We start from the raw sequence: 26,056 nt of genomic DNA, 5'->3' as shown, positions 1-26,056 counted from the left end.
CGATGACAGCTGCGTCTTTCCGGACCGGCAAGCAGACAAGCCATTCTTTCAAGGTGGCGGTTACGAGCCATGCCATGGCGATAACGCCACAAAGCAACGCCTGCTTTCCCAGCGTCGCGGTCTGGCCCGGGTCGCAGCCGTCGACGCCGCGATAGGTGCACGAAGCAAAAGTTGATTGCTGGTTCCCCATGGATCACTCCGCTTCAGATTCATTGAGTCAGTAAACTATCTTGCAAATCGCTGTGCAAGTGTCTCTGACCCATATCCCCCGAGGGGAGGAGGGTGCTCGTATCCGGATCCGCGCCCGAGTTGCGCGACGGCTGCTTTGTTAGGGGCGGCGTAGAACGCGGCTTATATCATCAAGGAAGCGCTCAATCGCAGCGTCGTTTGGGCCGGTAGTAGACCCAATTCTCATCTTCTTGGAGGTGACCAGCACCGCCTTCGCGAGGACCTGCATGTGCGAGGTCACCGAGGGCTGCCTGAGGCCGATCTTGTCGGTGATGAATCGTGAGCGCGACGAACGCCCACCTTGTGATGGAGGCCGCGAGATAAGCTCCTTCTCGATAGGAGGGGAACGGGATGGGTGGAGATCGCGCTGAGGCCATGCTTGAAGTCATGGATGAAGGCATGCATGAGGGAAAATATCGTCGGATCGAGGTGATCACCGGTCGGCGGCAGCGGCGGAATTGAAGTGACGAGGAGAAGGTGCGGATCCTTGCGGAGAGCGCTGAACCCGGAGTGAACATCTCGGCTGTTGCCCGGCCACCGGCACGAATTGCCTGCGCGCAGGCCTTGGCGAATCGTCGAGAGGTCAGCCCGGCTTCGCGGCGCCAGACATTCAGCAAACCGCGATTGACGCCCCAACCGCCACCATATCTTTACGCCATTCGGCGAAAGACCGATCACCCGCGACCTCGCAACGCCGCTACTACCGCTTGCGCCAACTCGGGAGCCACCGAGCCGATCACGGTCAGGCGCGCGCCGGCAATCTCGATCTCGATTCGACCAGCGGCACCGGGCGCGACATCCAACGGACGGTGGTTGGTGATGGAGCGGCCCGTCAGAGTTCGTCCATTGCGGCGCAGGGGAATCCCGCGTCCGTCAGAGAAGCATGAAATGTTATGCGGCGGAGGATTGCAGACTTGGCAGGCCTAGCGGGCGTGTGCGCAGCTCCGCCACACAAATCTCGCCCGACACATAAATAAGGATCAGCCGCAAGCGCTGACGCCACCAATGCCACCAGGCCATTCATGCCGCGCCGGAAGTCGACAGGCTGCGTCTGCTGGAGGGGCAGGATGCTCGACTTCTATTTTTCGTATCGCAGTGTGCTCAAGCGCCTGCGTAGCGGTGCACTCGGTGGCGCGATGGATCGTCTCGCGGAACATTTCTTCATGCTTGGCTATAAGCCAGCAAGTTTTTGGCGCCAATCTTGATACGTGAGCCTGTAAAGGACTTGGCGTCGCAAGGGATCACCGACAGCCTTGAATGGATGATCGAAGTCGTCCTTTGGATCATGGGACATGCCAATGCGTTCCATAAGCCCTCGCGAGGCGACGTTGTCCACTGCGGCATTTGCGACGACTTGGGTCAACATTAGATTCTGGAACCCAAAGGCAAGAGCGGCAACGGCGGCTTCGATTGCATATCCACGTCCCCACCAATCCGGATGCAGCCTCCAAACGATTTCAACCGCCGGTGTGAAATGCGCTTGATAGGGAACGTTGATGAGACCACAGAAGCCGATCGACCCGGCAACATCCAAACGCTCGAGTGCCCAGAGGCCATATCCGTGTGTTTTGAAATGCTCACGTTGGGCATTTATCCATACCTCAATCGCATTCCGATCGGCCAGTCTTGCGAGGTATCTTACAACTCTGGGATCGTCATTCATTCGAGCCACTGGTTCGATGTCTTCGTCCTTCCATTCGCGCAGCAGCAGGCGTTTTGTCCGCGACTCCATTAATAGCCTCCCCGCCCGCTGAAAAAGTCGAGCACCCGCTCCAGTTGAGGAGCCGCACTCGTTCGACGCCGCCGCACGACCTTGCCCAAGACCCATGTCCGTCGTTCTCGACAGTCGATTGCCTAGCTCCGAGAAATGCCTAAGGTTGCCGAGTTATGGACTCGGTATTCGCTCCTCCTGCAGGATGACTATTTGCCTCTCGAGGCAGGCCAGCTTGTCTGTCTCCGATATCCTTGCAAAGGAAGCACGCCTTTGAAGAGCCTTGTGTCCACGGGAGCAACGGTCTCGGCTTCTTGGTAAACTCAATGCGTCAGTTCCGCTAGAGTCACGGCACCTGGTTAGATCTCGACGTGTTGCGAAGTCTGATCAGAGCCGCGGGCGCTTGTCTGCCCATGGCTGCAGCTGTTCAAATGCCGCTGCAGCCTGCAGCACGCCCACATCGTCAAAGCGTTTGCCAACGATCTGCAGTCCGACAGGCAACCCCGCCGGAGTAAAGCCGCATGGTACGCTTGCGGCCGGATTCCAGGACATGTTGAATGGGTAGGAGAACTCCGCCCACATGATCCAGTCCCAAGGATGCATCGGCCAATGATCGGGCATCAGCTTCTCGGCCGGGAAAGCGGCAACTGAAGCGGATGGTGTCAATAGGAAGTCCCAATCTTGGAACCAGCGGTGGATGTTCGCGACGTAGAGCATCTTCCGCTTGCGCATCTCTTGGTAGCGCGCGAAGGAGACATTCTCTGAATGCTTGATGCAGGCGACGAGCCCAGGATCCATCTCCGGCCCCCATTTCGGAAGGTACTGTGCGAAGCCGGTCAAATGCGCGGACCAGAAGAAACGGATCAGTTCCGGTCCATCCTTCGCCCACGGGGTGGGTACTTCCTCGACGATTGCACCAATTTCCATAAAGCGCGCCACAGCGGCCTTCACTAGCTCCGTGACTTCCGGATCCACGCGGGCGACACCTAGATTCGGACTATAGGCGATGCGCTTGCCTTTCACGCCGTCGCGCAGCCGATTGATGTAGTTGGCGGGCTCCGCCTCGAGAGACGTATGGTCGAGAAAATGCGGACCGGCCATGACCTCAAGCATCAGTGCGCTGTCGGCGACGGTGCGTGTGATCGGCCCGTAATGTGTCGTCATGTCACTTTGAGGGACTGGATAATTGGGTACGCGCCCGAAGCTGGGCTTGAGTCCGAATACACCGCTGAAATGCGCGGGCATGCGAATCGATCCCGCTCCGTCACTACCCTGGTGCAGCGGCCCATAGCCTGCCGCTGCGGCGGCGCCCGCGCCGGCTGAGGACGCGCCGGCATTATAACCAAGCATCCATGGGTTGCTGGTGATGCCGGTAAGTGGGCTGCGCGAGACGCCCGTCCAGCCTAACTCCGGCACGGTAGTTTTGCCGATGATGATTGCGCCCTCGTCCCGTAGGCGTTGCACGAGCGGCGCATCCTCCGTCGGCTGATCGCCGGCGAAGATCTTGCTGCCGTACTGTGTCGGCATGTCCTTGGTGATCGAATGGTCTTTGATCGTGACGGGAACGCCGTGCAACCGACCAATTCGCACACCGCTCATCACCGCAGCTTCCGCCTTTTTCGCATCATTCATTGCGCGATCTGCGGCGAGGTATGCGAAGGCGTTTACCTTGGGCTCCAGCTCGGCAATGCGGGCCAGGAGGGTGCGAATGTACTCGACTGGCGAAATCTTCTTGGTGCGGATCAGCTCGGCCAGCTCGACAGCTGGCATAAAGCCGATAGTCTGAGAGTCCATGCGAAAATCCATTTTCAACGAGTAACGTCGATTTCTGCCGCAGCTGGCCCTAATAGTGAGATAAGCGGGCAGTTTGTATCGACAATCACTACATATGCTGCCTTATCTGCGCCTGACGTCCAACGTCATGCAATGAATTGCCACGCGTTTAGGTCCTTAATCATGGGGATCCGGTTCTTATTTAAATCTCGTGCCTCGATGCATGCATTGCAGCGGTTCTGATGGGCCTAGACCCCTTTTGTATATGGAGAACATTCTGTAGATCGGGCCTGCGTCAGGGTAGGTGCTGGACCCGAGAAGTACCGAATCGAGACCGTTTGCGAGGAGGATTTCAGAGAGGAGATCGTCCCGCTGACCACTGGGGAAGCCTAAGAGTATGCTGCCCGACTCCGTGAGGAATTCTGGGCCTTCCGATAGAAAGCGGGTGAGCAATTTATAGCCCGGATCAATGGCTCCTCGTTCGATGTCGTCCCTATACGCATAGTCATTCGGGGCAAAGTCCGACGGACAGTTCCAAAATATAAAGTCAAATTTTCGGCGGGTCGGAATATTGCTAAAGATGTCGCTTTCGATTACCTCGGCATTGTGGATGCCATTTCTTGCAGCATTTTCAATCGTGTTCGCGACCGCCCTGTGATCGATATCACAAGCAACCAAGGACAACGCGCCGAGTTTTGCTAGGTACAGCCCAGGGAGGCCGAAGCCGCAGCCGATCTCCAGGATACGTTTCCCGGCAACAGGAGGAAAATTATCTGTATACCAACGCCAACCCTGGAATTCTTGTGGGGAAAGCACACCCTCGTTTACAGTCAACTCCAGTCCAAATTCATGTAAGTACAGCGGAAAAGCGTGCTGTTGGCTGCGCTTGAGTTTCGTCCTGATCTGGCCAAGGTCCGTCACATTCCTGCCCTCCGAACTAAGTAGAAGAGACGCTGCGAACGGTTCACAGCCATTGGTTCACAGCCGTTCCTGTAAGAATTGGTATTATAGGTGAAATGCAGGCGCCGGATGATTGCGTTGCCGCGTTGTTCGAATGGTTTCACCAACCTACCTCCCATGGCCGGGGCTTGCCGTGGAAATACACCACGCGGACGACCGGGGAGATGTCTTGCCACAGGCGCCAATCGACTCCCCGGCAGCTCCCAAAAAATGCCTGATCGCCGCCGATAGCGAACCGCTGCATGTGGTCCGCGGATGCGGCCGCAAGGCCTCCCACACCGCCGCCTTGATCGATTGCGGGATCGCCATGATGCCGCTTGCAACGCCCCCTGGCCAGTAACATTTCGCTTAGGATCGCCGGACCCTCGACCGCCGCCATATCCGCGAGACTGCGGATAATCGAAGTATCCAGATCGAAAAGCAGCCAGTCGTCGGGCAGTTCCGGCCGCAACAGCTCCATCTTCGCCCAAGCCCGGCCATTCATGCTGAGGCGGAATTACCTCGACGCCCTGCACGTCGACGTCGGAGAAGCAGAGGAGCTTGGCGCCGGGCAAATGCTCAGTCACCTGGTCCAACAGGCGAACAACATGACGCGGCCCGAATTCGCCGCCCGAACGGAGGACACGAGTAACCGTCTTCATGCTGCCAGGCCTTTCTCGAGCGTCACCTCTGGATCGTTCTGCAACCGGGAGACCTGCGGCGGCGGTATTTTCGGTGGGCGTGATCATGGGACGATTTCTCCTCGGTCCGCGACGCATTTGCGGATGAGCGTGCATCTCCCATGCCAAAGAAAAACGATTTCAAATCAGTGCGATAGATCTGGCTTTGCTACGTTGCGTGTCCGACATTGTCGGACATCGAACAAGGGGGAAGGTGGTTGGATAGGGCGTGGATTCCGCTTGTCCCGGAGGAATCCTGTCCGCGAAAGGAAGCGGAAATAGAGCCACACGGCATGGGCAATGACCGCCGCAGGAAAGCGCCGCGGAGGTGATTTGCGCTGGCACCTGGCGGCGAGAACGCAAGGTCCTCGTGGGAAATGCCTAACGCAACAAATTCCAAAGTCTTCATTCATACAATTTCACATATGAAGCCTCAGGAGGCAGCTTTGTTACATTTGTAAGCAAAACTTCATTGTAAATCAAGAATTCTGCTGTCGCCCCCTGTTAAGATCACCACAGGCATACGCTTGGCTGTCGCCGCCCCGCACGGCAAACTGGCCGTTTGAGCCGGCTGAGCAGCGTTCAGCGACCAATCGGAGGCTGCCTATGAGTATCGTGAGCGAAATCTATCGCCTGACACAGTGTCTTACTGGGGGCCACAAACGGACTTTCCCGTGTAAGACGCGTGAATTTGGGTGAATTTCGTCGTCCGTGAGGAGCCTGTCTCACACATGGGCCGTGCCTTTCGCAGATACTCCTGGGCGTCATCGCTGATCAACACACAAGGCCAGCAACGCTTGCCCGGCCCAGAATGACAGCGCCAGTTGAGGGGCGTGCGAGCGACTTTGAGGTTCACGACCGAAAATCGTCTTTATATCTTCAGTTCACGCTTTCGCGCCCGGCTTCGTTCGAAGCATTCCGATTGGCTCGGTAACGGGAACTGCGCGTTTCGGCTGCTATGGAGGTTTTCTCTAAAGTGTAGAAGATCCTACATCGCTACGCGTCTGGAAAACGGGCCGAAGGCGAGAGGCATACTGGAAGAGCCCTCCACCATTTAGAATGTCGTTTAGTTCTGGGAGGTTGGCAGTCCGAATTCCTGCCCCTGCGCGCGGTGGAATTACTTGAGGCAGCAATTTCGACCTGAGACAGGACAGGCAACTACCGATGCAAACGGACGAGCGATTGCGATCAAAGCAGGGTGCGGATACATCTTATCACATTGAATGTGATTTCTGCATTGTTGGGGCAGGGTCCGCCGGCAGCGTTGTTGCTGACCGATTGTCGCAAGATGGTCACTTCAAAGTTTTGCTGCTTGAAGCAGGTCCAGTTGACAAGAACCCATTGATTCACGTGCCAGCGGGATTTCTAAAGCTTCAAAACGACAAAACGATTAATTGGAGATTTTTTAGTGAGCCGTCTCTGGAGCTTAATGGTCGGAGCCTTGATCTACCTCAGGGAAAGGTCTTGGGTGGTAGCAGTTCCATAAACGGAACGCTGTTTGTTCGCGGGCATCCGCAGGAGTACAATCATTGGGCTCAGCTTGGATGCACAGGTTGGAGCTATGATGGGTTGTTGCCCCACTTCCGATCTATTGAGCACTACGATGGTGGGGAATCTGCAGAGCGGGGAAGTGATGGCCCTTTGCCGGTGACAGCTTTAGCAGTCCGTCATCCGCTATCTTCGGCGTTCATCGAGAGCGCCAGGTCCCTCGGGTTTCCAGTGCTGGCGGATATCAATGGCCGCCGAGATGTCGGTGTCGGATGGTTTCAGCAGAACCGCCGAGGCCGCTTTAGGGCAAGCGCTGCCCGTACATTCCTGAAGCGAGCGAGAGCATGTTCAAACTTTCAACTGATCACAAATGCGCTGTGCACGCGCGTCCTCTTTGAAGATCGTCGAGCGATAGGAGTCGAATTCCTGCGAGCTGGAGAACTATTCCATGTCAAGGCAAGACGAGAGGTTATCCTCGCCGCAGGAGCTCTCAAGTCACCACAAATATTGCAGTTGTCCGGCGTCGGGCCTTCCAACCTCTTAGCACATTACGGTATCCCTTTGGTGCACCATGCGCCTGGTGTTGGTGAAGACTTGAAGGACCACTTCCTTATTCGGGTCGCCCACCGCGTTAAAGGCTCCGTAACCCTCAATGAACGGGCACGGGGGTGGCGTTTCATACACGAGTCGTTGGTATATGCCTTGTTTGGACGAGGACTCATGTCCTTAGGAGCGAGTAATGCAGTTCTCTTCGCTCGAAGCCGGGACAGTGTGGCCGCTGCTGACCTCCAATTGAGCTTCACTCCAGGCAGTTACGCTGGCTTAGGCAAACTTGAGCCAGCGCCGGGAATGACCGTCGGGTTATGGCAATCCTTTCCTGAAAGCAGTGGTACCGTGAGTATCGTTTCCGCTGACCCGAATGTCCCTCCTGCAATATCTCTCGGCTATCTTTCCGCGCATTCGGACAGCGAAGTCCTCCTCTCTGGCATAAGATTAGCTCGAGAACTGTTCGAGAGGCCAGAGCTCGCTCGATTTAGCGTCTGCGAAACACTGCCAGGCCCCCTCAGAACAAGCAGCGCGGAGCTTCTAGATTATGCACGAGAATATGGCGCTTCTGCTCTTCACTTTTCGAGCACCTGTCGAATGGGGGTTGATGAAGGAGCCGTTGTCGATTCTAAACTTCAGGTTTACGGAGTGGGCGCACTGCGAGTTGTCGATGCATCCGTCATGCCAACAGCATCGTCTGTCAATACGTATGCTGTAACAATGGCAATAGCTGAGAAAGCGTCGTCGATCATTCGCTCATCGGTCAGTTGAGGGGAACAAACTGCATGCCAGAGCGCTGTGCAGGTTCACAACGGGATTCCGCACCAGCGGCATGGAGCAGGACACAGCGCGCGGCATCGAGAGGGGGCGCCGTCTCCGATTGTCCGCAGCAGCGCATGTTGCCGCAAGCCTCAAGGTTGACCGTGCAGGTGCGGGAGGTTGCGCCTTGACGACGACAAAGAGTCCGCCCCTTAACAATGGCTAAGCCATTGACGCGGCAGTGCCGCAGCGACGGGAGGAAGTATCCGGTTTGGCGGCGCAAGCAGCGATAGCCAGCAGAATGAGCGCACGCCAAAGCGCCAGTGTGGCGAGGATGAGGCGCAGATTGTGGCCGGCGGCCACGAGCAGCGCATTGACGGCATTGCCAGCATGCCCGAGAAGGAAGTTCCGGTCCAGCCGCCCGTCGGTCTTCATGTGGCCTCGATGGCCGATCGTCGCTTCAACTCCCGCTTCATGGTGGCGGTCAGCCGACGCTTGCTGCCGGCGATCATCACCGAACCCGAACCGGCATAGTCATGGCCGCGATGGCCCCTTGTGTCGACGTAGATGCGATCCGGCTCGACGCCGCCAATCTGCGCGGCCTGATCGACCGTCGCTGCAAGCGTGTGGCCATCATACGGATTACCCTCGAAGGATTTGGCGGCCAGCACGAGGCCTTCACGGTTGGTTGTTGCGATCCCGACCTTGCAGCCGAACTCGTAGGGAGCGCGGGCTTTGCCTTTCGAGACGCAAACCACCTCGGCGCATGCATCGGATAGAGCTTGATCTTGTCCTTCGGCCTCTAGGCCAGCAGCCGCTCGACAAGCCCGAGCAGCCGAGTGAACCTGGCCTTGAGTTCACCATTGCCGGTGATCTTGCGGCTGATGTCACGGAACACCCGACCGAGATAGGTGCGAAGGCGCTTCAGTTCGCGCCGTTGCTCTCCCGTTGTTTTATCGATGCCTCCATCTGGTCCATCACGCCGCGTCGGTCCGGTCTTCTGCAGAAGAGCCGACGACGCTCGAAACCAACGAAACAGCAAACCAATGAAGGGGGTCAGTTCTTCACTTCGCCAAAGCGGCCAAATCCTCGACTCGCTGACACTTGCGCTATGCCCTGATCAGAAAGGGGAACGTCAATGCGCCGGAATTCCGACCCGCACTATGGCGATGGCGGATACGGACACATCCTCATACCCAAGGTATTGTTAAGCAATCGAGAGGAAGCAGTAGGGAGGCAGACTGCGACTGATCAATACTGGCGGTCATTTGCTCTCTCCAGGGAGCGCGGTCGCGCTTGATTTGCAACGGGCCAGAATTTCTTGAGTGTGCTCACCGAGTTGAGGGGGTGGAATCCGAATTCCGGTTTTGTAACAGTCGAATCGTAGCGGTTGGTTCACGTGCCATTCACCACCTTTTTCGAGGCCAAGCCGGACAAATAGGTCTCGTGTGCGCAGCTGTGGATCTCTTGCCACATCATTCAGGTCATGCACATGCCCCCAAGGAATTTCGACAGCGTCGAAAAGATCTGCCCACGCGGCTTGTGTTTGCTTTGCGATCGCGGCTGCAAGTTGCGCGCGATAGTCAGCCGCGTGTTCCACGCGGTCCTGATGGCTTGCCGAGGCGAGATGTGCCACACCAGTACTTTGACACAAAGCCTGCCAGTAGTGATCTTCGTTAGCGATGCTCAGCGTAATCATCTTATTGTCTGCACAAACGAACGTCCCATAGGCTGGTTCCTCCTCGTACACCTCCGCCATTGGTCTTCCGTTTAAGGTCGCGTAGTGAGATGCGGTCATCCATGATACCAGGCTATCGGTCATAGCCAGATCGATGTAGCAGCCGTGCCCGGTTCGCTCCCGCGCCAGTAGAGCCGAAACCACACCAAATGCCGCAAGTGTACCCGAGGCGAGATCGGCGACGGGCAATTGAAACGGTTTCTCAATGAGTCCAGTTCGAAGCTGCTGAAATAGAACCCCGGCTAAGCCTTGGCAGGAGAGGTCGTGAACCGGGCGTCTGCGGTAAGGGCCATTCTGACCGAAGCCGGTCAACGAGAGATATATCAGACGGCGATTCTTCGGGCTGAGCTCAGCGTAACTCAATCCGAGGTTTTTCATTACGTCGGGCCTGTAGCCTTCGATGAGGACATCCGCAGTTCTGCTCAATTCGATTAACGATCTCTGGCCGTCCGCTGACTTGAGATCGAGGACAACACTCCGCTTGTTGCGGCTCAGCGAGGAAAAGAGGCTTTTGAGCTTGCGAGCGGGATCACCACCGTTGGGCCTCTCGATGAGAGTGACATCTGCCCCTAAGTCTGCCAGCAGCAGGGTTGCATACGGACCAGGATACTGTTCAGCTAGACTGAGAACTCTCACTCCCTCAAGTGGTGATCCGATCATGAGAAGCCTCCAGACAATCTTAACAACGCTTAACACAGCATGTTCAGGGCACAGCCCAATGTAACGAGGTGGATCTTAGCGGATTCAATGTGACAACAGTGATAAGAGTTCGTGAAGGAAAATTCTGCGATGCTGAGGACCTTGCGGCTCCTCGGTCGCCCTGGCAACGCGAGTTACCATGAATATCCTTCAAACCGGGCGACGTAGCAGAGATTTCAATGAAGCTTCACACTCTCGACGACGAATTCAAGCTATTAGAGGAGTTGAGTTTGCAAGTGGCCGCGTCCTCAACGGTTTGATGCGAACGCGCGGCACCAATGCGCGCCTCGGCAGGCGCGTCGTGTCATCTAGATTGGAGTCCGCGACGCAATGCAGGAGAGAGTTATGGCCGGCAAAGGAGCGAAAGCTATGGCGCGGACCCGAGCGAAAGGCAACTCACAGGACGGTGACGTGCGTCCACTGACGGGTATTCGCGTCTTGGCATTCACACACTATGCGGCAGGGCCAATCGCGGCGCAGTATCTTGGTTCTCTTGGGGCGGAGGTCGTCAAAATCGAGGCTCCGACCGGTGACTATCAGCGGAACGGTATTAAGGAGCCCACGGCGGCGGCGGACGCACCCAGTCCCTACTTTCTGGGATTAAATCGCAACCAGCGTTCAGTGTCAATTGATCTGAAGAGGCCAGAGGCGCAGCCGGTCATCCGCGACATGATCTCCCAGGCGGATGTCATTCTCGAGAATTTCCGACCTGGCGTCTTGGAGCGGATGGGCCTGTGCCCCGGCGAACTTCTTGCGGAGCATCCCAGTCTCGTCTATTGCTCGATCGCGGCTTACGATCCGGCCGGTCCCAGCCGCGAAAAGCCGGGGCAGGATCTCATCATCCAAGCCCTGTCGGGCATTGCTAGCCTCGGCGGGGCGGCCGATGGTCCCCCCATCCCCGCCGGTGCCTACATTGTTGATACCTATACGGCATCGCAGGCGGTTATCGGCATTCAGGCGGCGTTGCGCCAGCGCGACCATACTGGGCTTGGTCAATGGGTGCGCGTGGACATGATGTCGTGCGCGCTTCACCTGTTGGCATCGGAAACCAGCTATGCGCTGAACGCAAAGGACCAGGCAAGTCGAGGCAGAAATGGCATTAGTCACAGTCACCAGCCAGCACCTTACGGCATCTATTCGACCTTGGACGGCGCGATTGCTGTTGTGGCATACCCCGAAGCTCTTCCCGATATTGCCACCGCGTTGGGCCTCAGCGACCAGATCATACCGCTGGTGAAGGGGAAGGGCCCTTGGACAAGCCGGGACCAGATCGCCGGTATTCTGTCAGACCGGCTGTGTCAGCTGACAAGCGAGGATGCGCTGGCGCGCCTCGCATCCACGGGAATCCTGTTGGCCCCCGTACGCAGCATCGATCAGGCGCTAGCGGATCCTGCTGTGGCTGGCGAACTAGTTCGCGAGGTCGAGCACAGCTACGGGGGCCGCTACCGCGTGATACTAGAGCCCCTGAAGCTATCCGCTTCGTCGCTCGTCTTCAATCGCCCTGCGCCCGATTTGGGTGAGCATACGGTTGAAGTTCTGCGGGAGACTGGCATCGCTCAAGAACACATTGATGCGTTGATCGCCGGCGGTGTAATTCGTGTCTCCTCTAGGCCTCAGAATAGGAAATAGCGATGCAAACCGATAAGCAATATGAACTGAGACGTCGGCATTGCGCGATGCGCGATTACGTAGCGCACCTGTTACCACGGTCGTCGAGCACGTCCTGTGATCGATGAATCGATTGTGATGTGACGGGTGCGTTTTATGCTGATTCAACATCCACCTCGATGAGGTGGACGATGGGAGGAAGAGCATTGAGCGGGAATCTTCGGTCGCGGGTCTTGAAGGCTTCGGACGAGGGCATGTCGGCGGGGGCGCCTTGAGCGCCTGGCTTCGCGGCCATGGCTGGACATCCTAAAAAATTGTCACGGGCCGTTGCCCGCCTGCGCGCGGTAGAAACAGCCTATGCTACCCTCGCACCTCGGAGGGTAGCGACCGTCAGCTTATTGGAGGCGCAGTCCCCGTAAAAAAACGTGGTCCATGGGTGCATGCGAACTTGAGAGTGGTGACGCCGCTCCAACGGCGGTCCCGATAGGAAGATGAAGATAGGCATAGCCCAGACCCTCCCGCCCACAATTTTTGATGGAGGATTCGCGATGCCCAAGATGACGACCGGCGACCGCCCGGAGTTGAAGCCGGTCAATGTTGGTGCCGCTGGCATCGACATCGGATCAAGATCTACCCGGCCTGCACAGACACACCAGTGCGAGCGTTTGGCACACTCACGCCAGACCTGCATGATCTGGCGGACTGGTTCATGCGGCGTGACCAGTGTCGCGATGGAATCCACGGGTCTATTGGATCCCGGCCTACGAGATTCTCGAGCAGCACGGGTTCGAGGTCATTCTGGTCAATGCGCTTTACGCAAAGAACGTGCCTGGGCGCAAAACAGATGTCAGCGATGCCGCGTGGCTCCGCCAGCTTCATTCTTACGGTTTGTTACGCGGGAGTTTCCGTCCTGATGCCGAGATCGCAACCCCGCGCGCCTATCTGCGTCAGCGGGAGCGGCTCGTGGAATACGCAGCCGCCCATATCCAGCACATGCAGAAGGCCCTGACGGAAATGAACCTGCAACTTCACCACGTCGTCTCCGACGTCACCGGCGCGACCGGTATGCGGATCATCCGAGCGATTGTAGCGGGCGAGCGCAATCCCGATATTGGCTACCTACCGCGATGTGAGCTGCCATTCCTCTGTCGAGACGATCGGCGCTGCACTGGTGGGCAACGACCGGGACGAACATGTCTTCGCCCTCACCAGTCGCTGGAGCTTTACGACACCTATCACGCAAGATGCTCGACTGCGATCGCAAGCTGCAATCCTTGATAGCGGCGCTGCCTGACAAAGGGACCAAACCGATCGGGAAGCTCTCCAGGCCGCGGGTGAAGACCAAGCAGGTCAATACACCATCGTTCGACGTGAGGACCGCTCCATACGGCGTGCTTGGCGTTGATCTGACCGAGATCCATGGATCGGGTCCGTCACTCGCGTTGAAGCTTGTTGGCGAGTGCGGCACGGATCTGAGGGCTTGGCCGAGCGCCAAGCACTTTACCTCCTGGCTGTGTCTCGCGCCGGGGAACAAAATCTCCGGCGGCAAGGTGCTCTCTTCACGCACGCGGAGATCATCCAGCCGGGCAGCAGCGCTGTTGCGGTTGGCGGCCACGACTATCGGGCGGAGCGATACGGCGCTCGGAGCATTCTATCGTCGGCTGTCCTCTCGTGCGGGCAAGGCGAAGGCCGCGGCGGCGACCGCCCGCAAAATTGCGGTCCTGTTCTACAACACCCTCAGGCACGGCATGACCTACAGGGATCCGGGCTCCGATCACTATGAGGAACAATATCGCAGCCGTGTCCTCGCCAATCTGAAGCGGCGCGCCAAATCGCGGGGCTTCGTTTTGCAAGCTGTTCCATGCGACACTGAGGCGGCTGTTTCTTAGGAAGGCCGCAGCCTACTTCGCGAGGGAAGTGACGTGAAGTTCGCTTTCATCGCGAGGCACCGGAACATCTGGCCGGTGGCATGGCTTTGCAGTGCGCTGGATGTGTCCCGCTCAGGCTTCCATGCCTGGCTCGACCGCAGCCCCAGCGCTCGCTCCCGGGATGACGAAATCCTCGTTTCCAGGATCGACCGTAGCTTCAAGAGCAGCGACCGCACCTATGGCGCCCGTCGCGTCTGGCACGACGTGCTGGCTGAGGGGCTGTCCTGCGGCCTGCATCGCATCGAGAGGCTTATGCGGGAGAACGGTCTGCGTGCCAGGCCTCGGCGCCGCGGCCTGCCGAAGGATATGGGCGAGCGAGCGGTTGTGTCGGACAACCTCCTTGACTGCATCTTCGAGGCCGCGGCCTGAACCAGAAGTGGATCGCGGACTTCACCTACATCTGGACCGCCGAAGGATGGCTCTACGTTGCCGCCGTCGTCGATCTGTTCTCCCGCCGTGTCGTCGGCTGGGCGATGAAGGCTGAGATGACGGTGCACTGGTCACCGACGCCCTCATCATGGCGGTCTGGCGCAGAGGGAAGCCCGACAGGCCTGCTGCACCATTCCGACCAGGGATCAATAGGCGGATTCAACCGGTCGTCGCAACACCCCTTTCCCGGAGGTGAACTTGACGACAGGAAGACGAAAATCCGAACGCTCCGCCCGGCGCAGATTATCCTCGCCAGGACGGCCACCGGTCTCGCAACGTGAGAATCTGTGCCGGTTCTGGCGGGGTATCGCGGCAGGTCTCCCCAGTGAGGAGGCCGCCGTCGAAGCAGGCGTCTCCGGCCCTGTCGGAAGCCGGTGGTTTCAGATTTCCGGCGGAATGCCTCCCACACATCTCGCTCCCTCGTCACCAATGCTGGCGAGCCGCAACCTCTCGTTTGAGCATAGGAGGCAGCTTGTGAGTACACAAAGGTTTACACCGGAATTGAAGGAAGAAGCAGTCAAGCTGGTCATTGAACGCGGTGCCGGATGTCGCTGCGCGTTTGGACGTCTCGGCGCACAGCTTGTATAAGCGGGTGAAGGCGGTCGCTTCGGTAGTCAAGCGGCACGGCTCTATCATTCCGTGCTCTATCTGCGCGTGCCGCGCCTGTTCGAGGACCCTGCCTCGCCTGCCTTACCGCCGCTTTCCCCGCCTCATCGACGAGCTCACCCGCGTGCAACTGCTCGTCCTCGACGACTTCGGAACCAACTCCCTCACCGACCAGCAGCGTTTCCATCTGTTCGAAATCGATCACGGCGAAGGTCCCACGTCGCCGACGCTATTCTCGACAGGATCGTTGACAACGCCCACCGCATCGTGCTCCAGGGCGACAGCATGCGAAAGCAAAAGCTGCCTCCCTCTTAACCTGGCGCCGCGGGAACTCGGCCAGAGATCGCGCGCGTATTGCCATTGCGTCAAAGGACTCAATCCCTCTCGTTCCAACGGTCGATAGCTTAAGTTGCCCGCTGGGTTTCTTATCACAATGCTTCGACCATCTTGGTGGCCTCACGAACGGACGTCACCATTTCGTCGATATGGTCCTTAGACATAGGAGTGGACAGGCAGAGCTGGCAGGTCGGCGAGACGATCACATTTCTGTCCTGTAGAGCACGAATGAGTATCTCCATTTTTCTTTGCTGCTCCGCCGCCGCGTAGGCCTCGCGGTAGCCTTCAGGAGCTTCGGCCCGCAAGTGTATACGCAACATCGATCCCATGCCCGTCACGGAGTATGGCAGACGTTCCCGATGAAACGTCTCGATAAGCGAAGAGCGGGCATATTCGCCCAAATCATCGAAATGTTGAAAACTCTGCTCCGACAGAGATTGCATTGCGGCAATGCCTGCCGCCATTGACATCGGATTGGCACTGAAGGTGCCGGCCTGAGGGACTAGGGGCTTACCATTCGTCGAATCAAAGGGAAGCATGAATCGCGCTGGGCCTCCGACCGCGCCGATTGGCAGACCCCCACCAATGATCTTGGCAAACGCACAGAGATCCGCTTCGAACCCAAATCGAGTTATGCCGCCGCGATAAGATAGCCGGAAGCTCATCACTTCGTCAGAGATCAGAACGATGCCGTAGCGGGCCGTGATTTCGCGCAGAAAGGCAAGATAGGAGAGGCCTATTGGAACCAACCCGGAACGTTGCGGTAGTACGTCTATCACGACCGCTGCGAGCTTGTCCCTGTTCCGTTCAAGAATTTCCCGGGTTGCCTCGACATCATTGAATGGCAAGACGACCGTGTCGGCAGCGAGGGGCTCAGTGTTCCCCCCAGAAAAAGGTATCGCGTTCGGTGCCGACCGCAGACCCCAGTTCGCCGGCGCAGAATCGAGGCTCACTTCGACCGGATCATAACTCCCATGAAAGGCGCCTTCGAGCTTGGCAATTTTTAGCCTTCCCGTTAAGGCACGTGCTGCCTTAATGGTATACATGACCGCTTCAGTTCCTGAATTCACGAAGCGGATCTGGTCAAAATAGGAAACCCTTTCGCAGAGCAGTTCAGCGAGTTCAACTTCCAACTCTGTTGGCCCACTGAAGCTTACGCCTAGTTCTAATTGGTGATGAAGCCTGTCCAACACTGGGCGACACCCATGGCCGTGAATCAGGGCGGTAAAGTTATTCAGAAAATCGAGATAGATGTTCCCATCAACGTCATGCAGATGAACCCCTGTGCCTTTTGCAAAATATACTGGATGGGGCCGCTGGAACAGAGATAGACGAGCATTTCCTCCTGTTATGACGCGCTGTCCGCGTCCGAATAGTTCGGCCGAACGGCAGAGGTCTCGCCACGTGAAATTGCAATTTTTATCAATGTTAGTTGTCGGCATGGCTCTCTCGTGTTCGGGTTACGTCCTTGCGAAAACAACGACTAGTGACTGGGGCACGAAATTGACCAAAAGCGCTACTTGGCGTCGGTCGCTAAGCCACACGACGGGAGCCAACCTCTTCCGCAACCTCGATTCATACCTAGCGGCCCAAGAGTAGTCACGTTAAAGTTTTCTTGCATAATTGCGAACAAGAATGTTCACGGGGAGCTTCGACTATTCGCGAGACCTGCACAAAGCGTAGACAGCCATCTCCGCGTCGGGAATCACTTCGGGGGACAGTTGGGGGCGGATCAAGACCAGCTTCCCCATCTTCCTATGGCCCCATGATGGTACGCGAACGCAAGCGCCAAGGGTGTATCCGCCTCGAAAATACCAACACAAGCACGTCGCCTAATGACCGAAAGCGTGAAGACTCATCGCGGATTTAAGCGTCGCCCGCAAATGAACCGGTGCACCTGCACAAAAAATATTCTGGAATATAGTCTGGTCTTTTGCGTCACCATCCTAGATACACTGCCCAAAGCACTCGACCGATGGTCATTCTGCACCAGAGATGCGACTACGATATTGGTCTGGAGGCTCCTAGCGACCTGGCCTACTCAACGTCCATTGTTTCAGAGCAAATCTCAATCGGCAGCCTAGAGAAGTCCGGGCGCCTATTGCCCGTCTTAGGAGGCAAAATGAGCAATTCGTATAGTCGGTCCGAGGCTCTCCTCCTCAGAGCGCGCGCTGTCATCCCAGGAGGTGTCTCGAGCGGAAATCGGGCGAATTGGACTCCATTTCCCCTCTACTACGCTCGAGGTGATGGTGCTCGAGTGTGGGATGTTGATGGCAACGAATACATTGATTACGTGTTGGGCAGGGGACCACTGATCCTTGGCCACGGAGAGCCAGAGGTCACGGATTCAATATACCGACAACTTAAACTAGGCCAATTTTTTGCAGGTCAGATCGAAGGGGAGATAGAGCTTGCAGAGTTGATTTGCTCGCTTGTGAGCAATGTCGAAATGGTCAGGTTCTGCAACTCTGGCTCGGAAGCAATACATGCGTGCATTCGGCTGGCTCGGTCGGCAACCGGTCGGGAGAAAGTCCTCAGATTCATTGGTCACTATCATGGATGGTACGATGGCATTGCCTGGGGATTTTCGGGCGTGAGCGCCAACTCTGAAGCTCCATCTCTGCCCGTGCCCGTGCCCATGTCTCTTGGTCAACCCTCCTCTGATGCCGCGAACATAGTGGCCGTTGAATGGAATGATCCGGAAGCAGTAACAAACGCCTTTAAGAATTGTCGTGGAGAAATCGCGGCAGTCATCGCCGAGCCAATTATGTTCAACGGATTCTGGAGCAATATCCAACCGTTCGAAGGGTTTCTTAGATTTCTTCGCGAACAATGCGACGCCAACGGCGCGCTGTTGGTTTTCGACGAAGTCCAAACCGGCTTTCGAATTTCGCTTGGAGGAGCTGTAGAGCACTTTGGCGTCGCCGCGGATCTAAGCGCGTTTGCAAAGGCACTAAGCGGAGGCGTCTGTCTCGCTGCCTTTGCTGGCCGAAGGGAGGTTATGAAGCGCCTGTTTGAAACCGATACCGTGCACACAGGAACCTATAATGCCTACCCGCCTGCCGTGGTGGGAGCGTTGAGGCATCTGACCCTCCTAGCGGCGAGTTCCGGCGCAAAGCTCCAGCGTTTGCATCACCATGCGGCATTACTCGAGCGGGGCCTTAAAGACTTGGCAAGGCAAACTCAGCTACCTCTTCTTGTTCGGTCGAGCCCAGGCGCAGTCACGACAGCCTTCAGAGTTGCGCCTACGCAAGTCATCAACCATCGCTCCGCAGCCGACGGTCTAGATTTTGGCCTCCAGCGCGCATGGCACCTCGCATTGCAGGATCAAGGCATCCGGACCACGCCAGAGGGCCTCTGGTACATGTCGGCAGCACACTCGGCCAACGACATAGCAATCACACTCGATGGTGCCCGGGATGCTCTTCAAAGCCTCTCGTCACAATAACTAGGAGAATGCATTTATGCCCGCACAGTCCAACGGTGTCGCTCGCCTTATTTCTCCCCGCCGTTTAATCCTGACGCGCGATGCACTGAGCGAAGACCTCCCCCAAGATTTCGTGCGAATCCGAATCGAATTCTGTGGGGTCTGCGGGACAGATAGATCGTTCTACCTGGGTCATCGCGATGAAGGCTATCCAATCAGTCTCGGTCACGAGCACTGCGGTACTATTGTTGCGGTCGGAGGCCAGGTTACACCCTATCAGGTGGGCGACTTTGTGGCTATTGACCCGAATTTTCGGTGCGGTTCTTGCTTTTATTGCCAAACAGGTGCCGGCCATTTGTGCGAAAGTGCGGCCGTTACCTGGTATTCAAATCGGGGATATGCGAATTTCGTCGACATAAAATCCTCATACCTTCTTAAACTTCCGGAATATCAATCGCGCCATCTGGGCGCATTGGTCGAGCCACTGTCCGTCGCGATTAATGCAGCGGATATCTCGAAATGCTCTCTATATGACGAAGATACACTTGTGCTAGGCATTGGCGGCATTGGAACCTTACTTGTCTTTAATCTCCTCGAGACACAAGGCGGCGAAGTCTGGATCTATGACAACGCGCACCACAAGATGGCCGCATTAAAAGACCTTTATCCGAGCCGGATTAAGATATTGGATGGCAGCGATGATCGTGTATTCGGCGTAGTTTTCGAAGCGACTGGAAGTTCAGACGGCTTCCTTCATGGGTGCGCTCGGTTGGCGAAGCTCGGCAGGCTCATCGTCGTGAGTAGGTACCATTCCGACGAGCCTTCTATACCCGACAGGCTCCCATGGAAGCAGCCACGCATCTACTTCGTCCATGTGAATGGAGATGGCGGTTCCTTTACTAGAGCAGCTGCTTTGATGAAAAGGAACTGGGGACCAAATCACGACCACCTGCTTAGTTTCCATCCACTGGGCGATATTGACAGGGTATTCACTGAATATGAGTCAATCCCCGCAAATAAGAAGATAATCTCAATGGAATGATTACGCCTTGATCGAAATGCCGACATCGAACCTACGATTGGCCGGGTCGGCGAGGTGCGCTGTCCCGATCTGAAGCTGCACATCCGATTCTTCCTTTTGTAATGTGATGGATCACCGACTCGGCCGCCGATCGTGGTGGCATCGGCCATTTGATGGCCGACATGACCCGACGCTTCTGCTCTCAGATGGCGTGTGACCGCGATTTGCGTCGTCGTGGGTGCCTTCGGTTCACTTCCGGGCGCGGTTCTGTTATGTGAGTGATCGCTTCGGGAATTTGGCCGTCGCAGGGATTGGCCTTGTGTGTACAGGGTAAGCCTCCGGTGAGGGCCGCGGCCTACTTGTGATCTTCAGTGTGTCTGGCTGCGGCTGTTTGCAAGCCGGCCTTGCCGAGAGCGCGGCGTCTGGCAAGCTTTCCCATCCGATGTCGGATTTCGTCTTCAGCGGCATGTTCGGGATCGAACGGGCGCCCGTGCCAGCGTTTGAGTTCGCGATGCTGCTCGTGCTTTGGATCGGCTATGGCGTCAAGGAACAGTTCGAAGCCGGGGATGCCGCCGACATCCTCGGGCGGAGCGCGGCCTGCGCCGTCCATGTAACGGGGATACTCGGCAGCTGGATCGGCGCCGGCGATCTCCTCGATTGTGACCGCGTGCCGCCAGTCGTCGCCGAAGTCGTAGGTGTAGGCCAATTGCGAGATGCCACGATCGACCAGCGTGCCGAGCCGCGTGGTCTTCGCCGAGTAGGTTTTGTCGCGCAGGCTATCCCATTCGGGATCGGGGATAGCGTAGCGCTTTCCGGCGGCCCGGAATTCGAACAGGTGATAGTCGTCGAACGGCATGGCCGCTTGAATGACGTCGTGCAGGGCCTTGAGCGTTGTCGTCAGCGGCACCTCGGCGCGCCGCCAGATGGCGGGCTGCCAGTCATCGAGCCGGATCCTGATGCGGGCGATACGATTGGCGTGGCTCATGCAGCCAATCTTGCAGATTGCGCCGTCCAGTTCCACGGCAGGAGTTCGGACAGCCGGCTCTGCGGCGTGTCGGCGATGCGGGCGAGCACGTCGGCGAGCCAGGCCTGAGGATCGACGTTGTTGAGCTTTGCCGTGCCGATCAGGGTGTATATGACGGCAGCGCGCTCGGCGCCACGGTCCGAACCGGCCAAGCGCCAGCCCGCGCAGCGCCCGCTCGGCAGCATTGTTCGTCAGGCAGACGCGCCCGTCATCGAGGAAGCGTGTGAAGCCGGGCCAGCGTTTGAGCATGTAGTCGATCGCCTGGGCGACCGGGGCGTGGCGCGAGAGTTTTGCTCGCTTGCCGCGCATCCAGTCTTCCAGTTCGGCGACGAGCAGCGTGCTCCTATCTGACCTGACGGCGAGGCGCTGTTCGGCGGCCAGTCCATTGATATCGCGCTCGATGTCGAACAGGAGATCAATGCGTTTGACGGCTTCGAAGGCGATCGGCGAGATCGGCGCCGCGGTCTTTCCCCGACGCGCATTGGCGGCGATGTCGGCGAGCACGAAGAACTTGCGTCGCGCATGGCTCCAGCAAAGTGCCTCCCTTACCGGTCCGGGCTTGCGGTCCGGGAGGCAAAGCCGATTGTAGCCCGCATAGGCATCGGCCTGCAGGATTCCAGCGAACTGCTTCAGGTGCCGTTCCGGATGATCGCCCGACCGGTCGCGGGATGCGTAGAACAGGGCTGCCGGTGGTGATGCCCCACCGGAGGGCCGATCATCGCGGACATAGACCCAGGCTCGGCCGGTGTCGGTCTTGCCCTTCGCCAGGATCGGCACCGTGGTGTCGTCGCCGTGAAGCCGATCCGCCTTCAGCACATGGTCCTCGATCAGGGCGTGCAGCGGCCGCAACGCCGCCGTACACGCGCCAACCTGGTCGGCCGTCGACAGACTGAGATCGACGCCTTCCCGGGCATAACGCTCGCTTTGCCGGTTCAGCGGCTGATGCTGGCCAAACTTCTCGAACAGCACCATGGCAAGCAGGTTCGGGCCGGCGAAGCCGCGCGGCGTCACATGGAACGGAGCCGGCGGCTGGGTGATGGCCTCGCACCGACGGCATGAGAACTTCTCGCGCACCGTCTGGATCACCTTCCACTGGCGCGGGATCACCTCAAGCGTCTCGGTGACGTCCTCGCCCAGCTTCGACAGCTTCATGGAGCCACAGCACGGGCATGACGTCGGCGCGGCGATCACGACACGCTCGCGCGGCAGATGCTCAGGAAAGGGCTTGCGCGACGGGCGCCGGCGCTCGAACGAGCGAACCGTCTGTGTCTGGGACACTGCCTTCTCCGCCGCCAGTTCGTCCTCGGTTGCGTCGGCTTCCAGATCTTCGAGCTGCAGCTCCATCTGCTCGAGCAGCCTGGCCTTGCGCTCCGAACGGCTGCCATAGAGCTCGCGCCTGAGCTTCTCGATCTCCAGCTTCAGCCGCGCAATCAGTGCCTCCGTCCCGGAGCTGACCGCCGCCGCGCGGGCGGCAAGGGCCTCCGCCTCGATACGCGCGGCGCGCTCCGCGAGGATCATCGCGTGGGCGGCGGTGAGGTCGGAAGGGAGCGATTCAGCAGCGGACACAGGGCGATGGAATCACATCCACCACCATGTGCAAGGTCAAAAATCGTCAACCTGTCGCCGACGGCCGCCAAGTCTTCTGCGGCATGCGCCAGTCGATGCCTTCGAGCAGATAGCCGAGCTGGGCCGGCGTGATAGTGACCACGCCGTCGGCCGGTGACGGCCAGATGAAGCGACCGCGCTCGAGCTTCTTCGAGAACAGGCAGGCACCTTGGCCGTCGTGCCACAGAACCTTGATCAGATCGCCGCGCCGGCCGCGGAAGACGAACAGGTGACCATTGTGCGGATCACGCTTCAGCGTCTCCTGCACCACCAGCGCCAAGCCCGGAAAGCCCTTCCTCATGTCGGTGTGGCCGGTCGCCAGCCACACCCGCACGCCGCTTGGAACCGGAATCATCGGGACCCGAGCGCGGCCAGAACACGCCGCAGCGCTTCAGCATCGACATCGCGGTCGACGCGAACGCGGCGCCCGCCGCCAAGCTCGATCTCGATGATGCCGCTCTTGCGGCGACGGCGGCCGGGAGACGCCGATGGCGCCGGCGCCTCAACGGCAGGCGGCGCAACAGCAGGAACGATCTCCACCGGAACCAACCGCGAGGAACCGGGATCGACCCGATCGCACAGGTCCTTGCGCCATCGGAAGAGCTGGCTGACATGAATGCCCGCCGATCGCGCGACTTCCGAGGTCGAGGCTCCGGGCTCGAAGGAGGCCGCAACCAGCAGCTCCTTCTCCTCGCGCGACCAACGCCGGCGTCTATCGACCGACGTGATCACCTCCACCCGCGGCATCGTCATAGGGATACTCCTAGGATTATCCCTATGACTTCCGACGATCGCCATCAGCAGACAAGACGGTCCTCACCGGAGGGGTACTGTACAGGCGCGCCATGGCGCATTCGCCTGACCGCCGAACTCAAGGCCCGCTTCCTGGCCACGCCTGGCGACGGCTTGGAGCGCATCCGCGACGCCGTTGAGAACCTCGGCCTGGGGCGCCAGATCGTGTTCCTGCATGCCGGTGCTTACTGGTTGATGTGGGGCTTGCGGGCCGCGATGCCGAGGCGCTCGAGCTTTGCCATCGCCCAATTCGACACGCTGCGATTGCGTCTCATCAAAATCGCTGCGCGGGTGGTCGAGATGAAATCGCAAATCCGTCTGCGCCTGCCGACATCGTGCCCCAACCAGCGCATCCTGCGCATCGTCCTCGATCGCATCCCTCAACTCGGCGCAGACGGCCCGAAACGAACCCGTCGATCGCAACCTGCAAACCCCCGCCTGCCATCACGAGGAGCAATCCCGGCGCCTGACGAGGTGCGTGGAGAAGCACCACAACGGCGACCACAGCGTCGCTTCAGGCCGTCAAAAGCTTATCGCCGTGTCGAGGCGGTTAGAGCGCCCCCTCCTCGTTGCAATCCACATCTTGCCGGATCGTGCCCCACAGTGGTGTAGCTTGACGGCTCGGCATCTTGTTCTCCAGTGGGGCCGGGATTGATCAGCGTGCTGCGGGGCATGATCGCGGATATCCATGCTAAAATGCATCGATCTGGCGTCAGTGGTGTTTCCCCATTGTGAATTCGCTTTTAACATATTGCGCCATACTGCGATGGTGATTTATATAACTTTCGCAAAAAGCCGATCATATTGCACAAGAACTGTGTCATAAGACTAACGCGTGTTTATTCGATGGTAAGATCGAGATAGACGGGGATGTGCCACCCATTGGTGACCATGCGCTTTGCCGCGTAGTCTTCCTGCCGCCTAGAAGGCCGGATTCATCGCGGCGATCGACTTTATCGGCGGAAGGTAACAAAACCGCATCTGACCAGGTAGGCTCGCGCATCCGGCCGCGGCTGGTTGGTGAGAGATGGCAGAGCGCTTAATATCGTCACCGACTGCTTCGCGGCGAAGGAAGGCTTATCTTTGGGGACGGAGGCGGCAAATGGAACGACCGGTAAGGAGATGGGACTTCCGCCCGCATCAGTTGGCACGCGGCAACGGCGGGATCAGCACTATGGCAGTCGCTGCTCGTGGCAAGTCCGATTCGACCTACTGCCGATTGAAGGAACTCGTCCTCAATTACCGGTTCCGACCCGGAGAGCCGCTAAGTGCTGTCAGCATTGCCGATCGACTGCAGGTTAGCGCGACGCCGGTGCGAGAAGCGTTGGCGCGACTCCATGGCGAAGATCTTGTTGAATTACTGCCAAATCGCGGTTTTTTTGCAAAGACGCTAAATGCCAACAGCATGAAGAACCATTATGAATTCGCGTTCCAGATTGTGAATTATGCGATTCAACAGGGGCGCGTCCAATTCCTTGCTCAAGACAACATCGAAGGTCCGACTGGAGTCGGCAGTAGAGGCAAAACAGGAAGGTGGCAAGAATTGGACAGTAGCATGATAGAACATCTATATATACGTATCGTAGGTCTATCTGGCAATCGCGTCATGGTCGATGCGATTCGGAAGTTCAATGATCAAACCCGTTTGCTACGTCTGATTGATTTGGAGAATGAGCGCAACTATCATGAAATTACAGCGGATATGTCTGCTCTCATCAGCGCTTTGCAACGGCAAGATGTGGCCGGTGCGATAGCCAATCTGAGGTGTCAGCGCGACAAAAAACTTGCTCGAATGAATGAGCTTGTTCACGAAGGTATTGCTCGCTCTCTAATAAGTCTATCATAAGTTAGCGGCATATTGACAATTGCAGTAAACTTACTGCAGGAAACACGGCCTTCGCCACACTGCAGTGACCATGCCTAGCAGCTTCTCTGGTTGGGGTCGTTGAGGTCAAGCTCCTCCTGATATTTTCCATGTCGCCCCGCGGGGTCACTCGTATCGCGGTCTTTTCCAAAGATCGTCAAGTCCGGCGAAATACTTCATGGCTGCTCATCCTGATATTTATGGCGATCTACATCGCCCACGTTCTCACATCTCGACAGGAGCAGCCGCCCTCAATTTGGCTCGGGCGAGAGCCCAATCACCCCATCTGTTGAAGAAGTATCTCATTTGGCCTTGAGGATGGCTTCGTCGCCTGTCGGGCCTGCGCGTCGTGCGCGGACTGGAAACCACGATGGCGCGGGCAGCCGGACACGATCGTCTCCGACAACGGCACGGAACTGACCTCTATGGCGGTCCTGCGATGGTGCCAGCAGACCGGCGTCGAATGGCCTACATCGCGCCGGGCAAGCCCACCGAGAACGCCTTCGTGGAGAGCTTCAACGGGCGCTTCAGGGACGAATGCCTTAATGACACGCTGTTCTCGACGCTGGCGGAGCGCCCCGCAGCGCCATCACCTCATGGAAGGAGGATTACAACCACCACAGACCACACTCGGCGCTCGCCAACATGCCGCCGGCCGAGTTCGCAATCAAACCCACGCTGAAAAAACAGGCCGCATGAGGCCACGAACGACACACAGGACTCTCACTCAAACCGGAGGAGTTCAGGTTTCAGGTCAAGCTCCCTCTACAAACTCGGCAAAGGAACGAGCTGTGAGATAGGATGCATCCACGTCTGCTTCCATCTCGCATAGGAAGGATCGAACCGACGAGTGCC

At 57.9% G+C, this 26,056-nt stretch carries 13 protein-coding genes and 8 pseudogenes; 9 read left to right on the top strand and 12 right to left on the bottom strand.

All coding sequences use genetic code 11. From position 1 onward, the window contains the following. Positions 1-902: 902 nt before the first annotated feature. The 5 genes and pseudogenes from AC3CB8_RS30155 to AC3CB8_RS30135 form a co-directional block, all read right to left on the bottom strand. Positions 903-1,028, bottom strand: a pseudogene (locus AC3CB8_RS30155) (IS66-like element accessory protein TnpA); the annotation flags it as partial. Positions 1,029-1,399: 371 nt separating this feature from the next. Next, positions 1,400-1,960: a GNAT family N-acetyltransferase gene (locus tag AC3CB8_RS30150; RefSeq protein WP_352726848.1), complete on the bottom strand. Its 561-nt coding sequence runs from the start codon at positions 1,958-1,960 to the stop codon at positions 1,400-1,402. A gap of 366 nt (positions 1,961-2,326) precedes the next feature. Further along, on the bottom strand, positions 2,327-3,733 hold the full coding sequence (locus AC3CB8_RS30145) for an amidase family protein (RefSeq protein ID WP_352726850.1): 1,407 nt from the start codon (positions 3,731-3,733) through the stop codon (positions 2,327-2,329). A gap of 177 nt (positions 3,734-3,910) precedes the next feature. After that, a complete protein-coding gene (locus AC3CB8_RS30140; RefSeq protein WP_352726852.1) occupies positions 3,911-4,633 on the bottom strand; it encodes a methyltransferase in 723 nt (240 codons plus the stop codon). Positions 4,634-4,772: 139 nt separating this feature from the next. Further along, entirely contained in the window at positions 4,773-5,132 is a 360-nt protein-coding gene (locus AC3CB8_RS30135) for a hypothetical protein (RefSeq protein WP_352726854.1), read from the bottom strand. Between the two features lie 1,363 nt (positions 5,133-6,495). Between AC3CB8_RS30135 and AC3CB8_RS30130 the strand changes: the two genes are divergently transcribed. Further along, the gene (locus tag AC3CB8_RS30130; RefSeq protein ID WP_352726856.1) at positions 6,496-8,136 is read left to right on the top strand and encodes a GMC family oxidoreductase; all 1,641 of its coding nucleotides are present in this window, start codon (positions 6,496-6,498) and stop codon (positions 8,134-8,136) included. A 210-nt stretch (positions 8,137-8,346) separates the two neighbouring features. Here AC3CB8_RS30130 and AC3CB8_RS30125 read toward each other — a convergent pair. Together AC3CB8_RS30125 and AC3CB8_RS30120 are read right to left on the bottom strand one after the other, a co-directional pair. After that, positions 8,347-9,061: pseudogene (locus AC3CB8_RS30125) on the bottom strand (transposase family protein); the annotation flags it as partial. A gap of 327 nt (positions 9,062-9,388) precedes the next feature. Next, a complete protein-coding gene (locus AC3CB8_RS30120) occupies positions 9,389-10,522 on the bottom strand; it encodes a CaiB/BaiF CoA transferase family protein (protein ID WP_352726858.1) in 1,134 nt (377 codons plus the stop codon). A 384-nt stretch (positions 10,523-10,906) separates the two neighbouring features. Between AC3CB8_RS30120 and AC3CB8_RS30115 the strand changes: the two genes are divergently transcribed. From AC3CB8_RS30115 to AC3CB8_RS30105, 3 genes and pseudogenes are all read left to right on the top strand, one after another. Next, a complete protein-coding gene (locus AC3CB8_RS30115; RefSeq protein WP_352726860.1) occupies positions 10,907-12,190 on the top strand; it encodes a CaiB/BaiF CoA transferase family protein in 1,284 nt (427 codons plus the stop codon). 527 nt (positions 12,191-12,717) lie between these two features. Further along, positions 12,718-14,058, top strand: a pseudogene (locus AC3CB8_RS30110) (IS110 family RNA-guided transposase). Beyond that, positions 14,059-14,675: pseudogene (locus tag AC3CB8_RS30105) on the top strand (IS3 family transposase); the annotation flags it as partial. Between the two features lie 885 nt (positions 14,676-15,560). Here the strand turns inward: AC3CB8_RS30105 and AC3CB8_RS30100 are convergent. Next, on the bottom strand, positions 15,561-16,910 hold the full coding sequence (locus AC3CB8_RS30100) for an aspartate aminotransferase family protein (protein ID WP_352727373.1): 1,350 nt from the start codon (positions 16,908-16,910) through the stop codon (positions 15,561-15,563). A 533-nt stretch (positions 16,911-17,443) separates the two neighbouring features. Between AC3CB8_RS30100 and AC3CB8_RS30095 the strand changes: the two genes are divergently transcribed. After that, positions 17,444-18,916, top strand: coding sequence for an aspartate aminotransferase family protein (locus AC3CB8_RS30095; RefSeq protein ID WP_352727371.1), 1,473 nt, complete (start codon positions 17,444-17,446; stop codon positions 18,914-18,916). Positions 18,917-18,932: 16 nt separating this feature from the next. Then, positions 18,933-19,937 carry an alcohol dehydrogenase catalytic domain-containing protein gene (locus tag AC3CB8_RS30090; RefSeq protein WP_352727369.1) on the top strand — a complete coding sequence of 335 codons (1,005 nt, stop codon included), beginning with the start codon at positions 18,933-18,935 and terminating at the stop codon, positions 19,935-19,937. A gap of 334 nt (positions 19,938-20,271) precedes the next feature. Here AC3CB8_RS30090 and AC3CB8_RS30085 read toward each other — a convergent pair. The 4 genes and pseudogenes from AC3CB8_RS30085 to tnpA all read right to left on the bottom strand — a co-directional run. Beyond that, positions 20,272-20,871 (bottom strand): annotated as a pseudogene (locus AC3CB8_RS30085) (plasmid pRiA4b ORF-3 family protein); the annotation flags it as partial. A 26-nt stretch (positions 20,872-20,897) separates the two neighbouring features. Further along, positions 20,898-22,458: pseudogene (gene tnpC, locus AC3CB8_RS30080) on the bottom strand (IS66 family transposase). Positions 22,459-22,552: 94 nt separating this feature from the next. Then, on the bottom strand, positions 22,553-22,900 hold the full coding sequence (gene tnpB, locus AC3CB8_RS30075) for an IS66 family insertion sequence element accessory protein TnpB (protein ID WP_352558794.1): 348 nt from the start codon (positions 22,898-22,900) through the stop codon (positions 22,553-22,555). Next, entirely contained in the window at positions 22,897-23,298 is a 402-nt protein-coding gene (tnpA, locus tag AC3CB8_RS30070; protein WP_352727366.1) for an IS66-like element accessory protein TnpA, read from the bottom strand. Before tnpA ends, tnpB begins: the two co-directional genes overlap by 4 nt. A gap of 204 nt (positions 23,299-23,502) precedes the next feature. On the opposite strand from tnpA, the pseudogene AC3CB8_RS30065 reads away from it, so the two are divergent. The 3 genes and pseudogenes from AC3CB8_RS30065 to AC3CB8_RS30055 form a co-directional block, all read left to right on the top strand. After that, positions 23,503-23,724, top strand: a pseudogene (locus AC3CB8_RS30065) (transposase); the annotation flags it as partial. Positions 23,725-24,439: 715 nt separating this feature from the next. Then, positions 24,440-25,183, top strand: a complete 744-nt coding sequence (locus AC3CB8_RS30060) for a GntR family transcriptional regulator (protein ID WP_352727338.1) — start codon at positions 24,440-24,442, stop codon at positions 25,181-25,183. 392 nt (positions 25,184-25,575) lie between these two features. Further along, positions 25,576-25,900 (top strand): annotated as a pseudogene (locus tag AC3CB8_RS30055) (integrase core domain-containing protein); the annotation flags it as partial. Positions 25,901-26,056: the final 156 nt, after the last annotated feature.

It is taken from the genome of Mesorhizobium sp. P160927 (assembly GCF_057766385.1).
The sequence above is the reverse complement of the archived record's forward strand: the minus strand, read 5'-3'. Positions and strand labels throughout refer to the sequence as shown.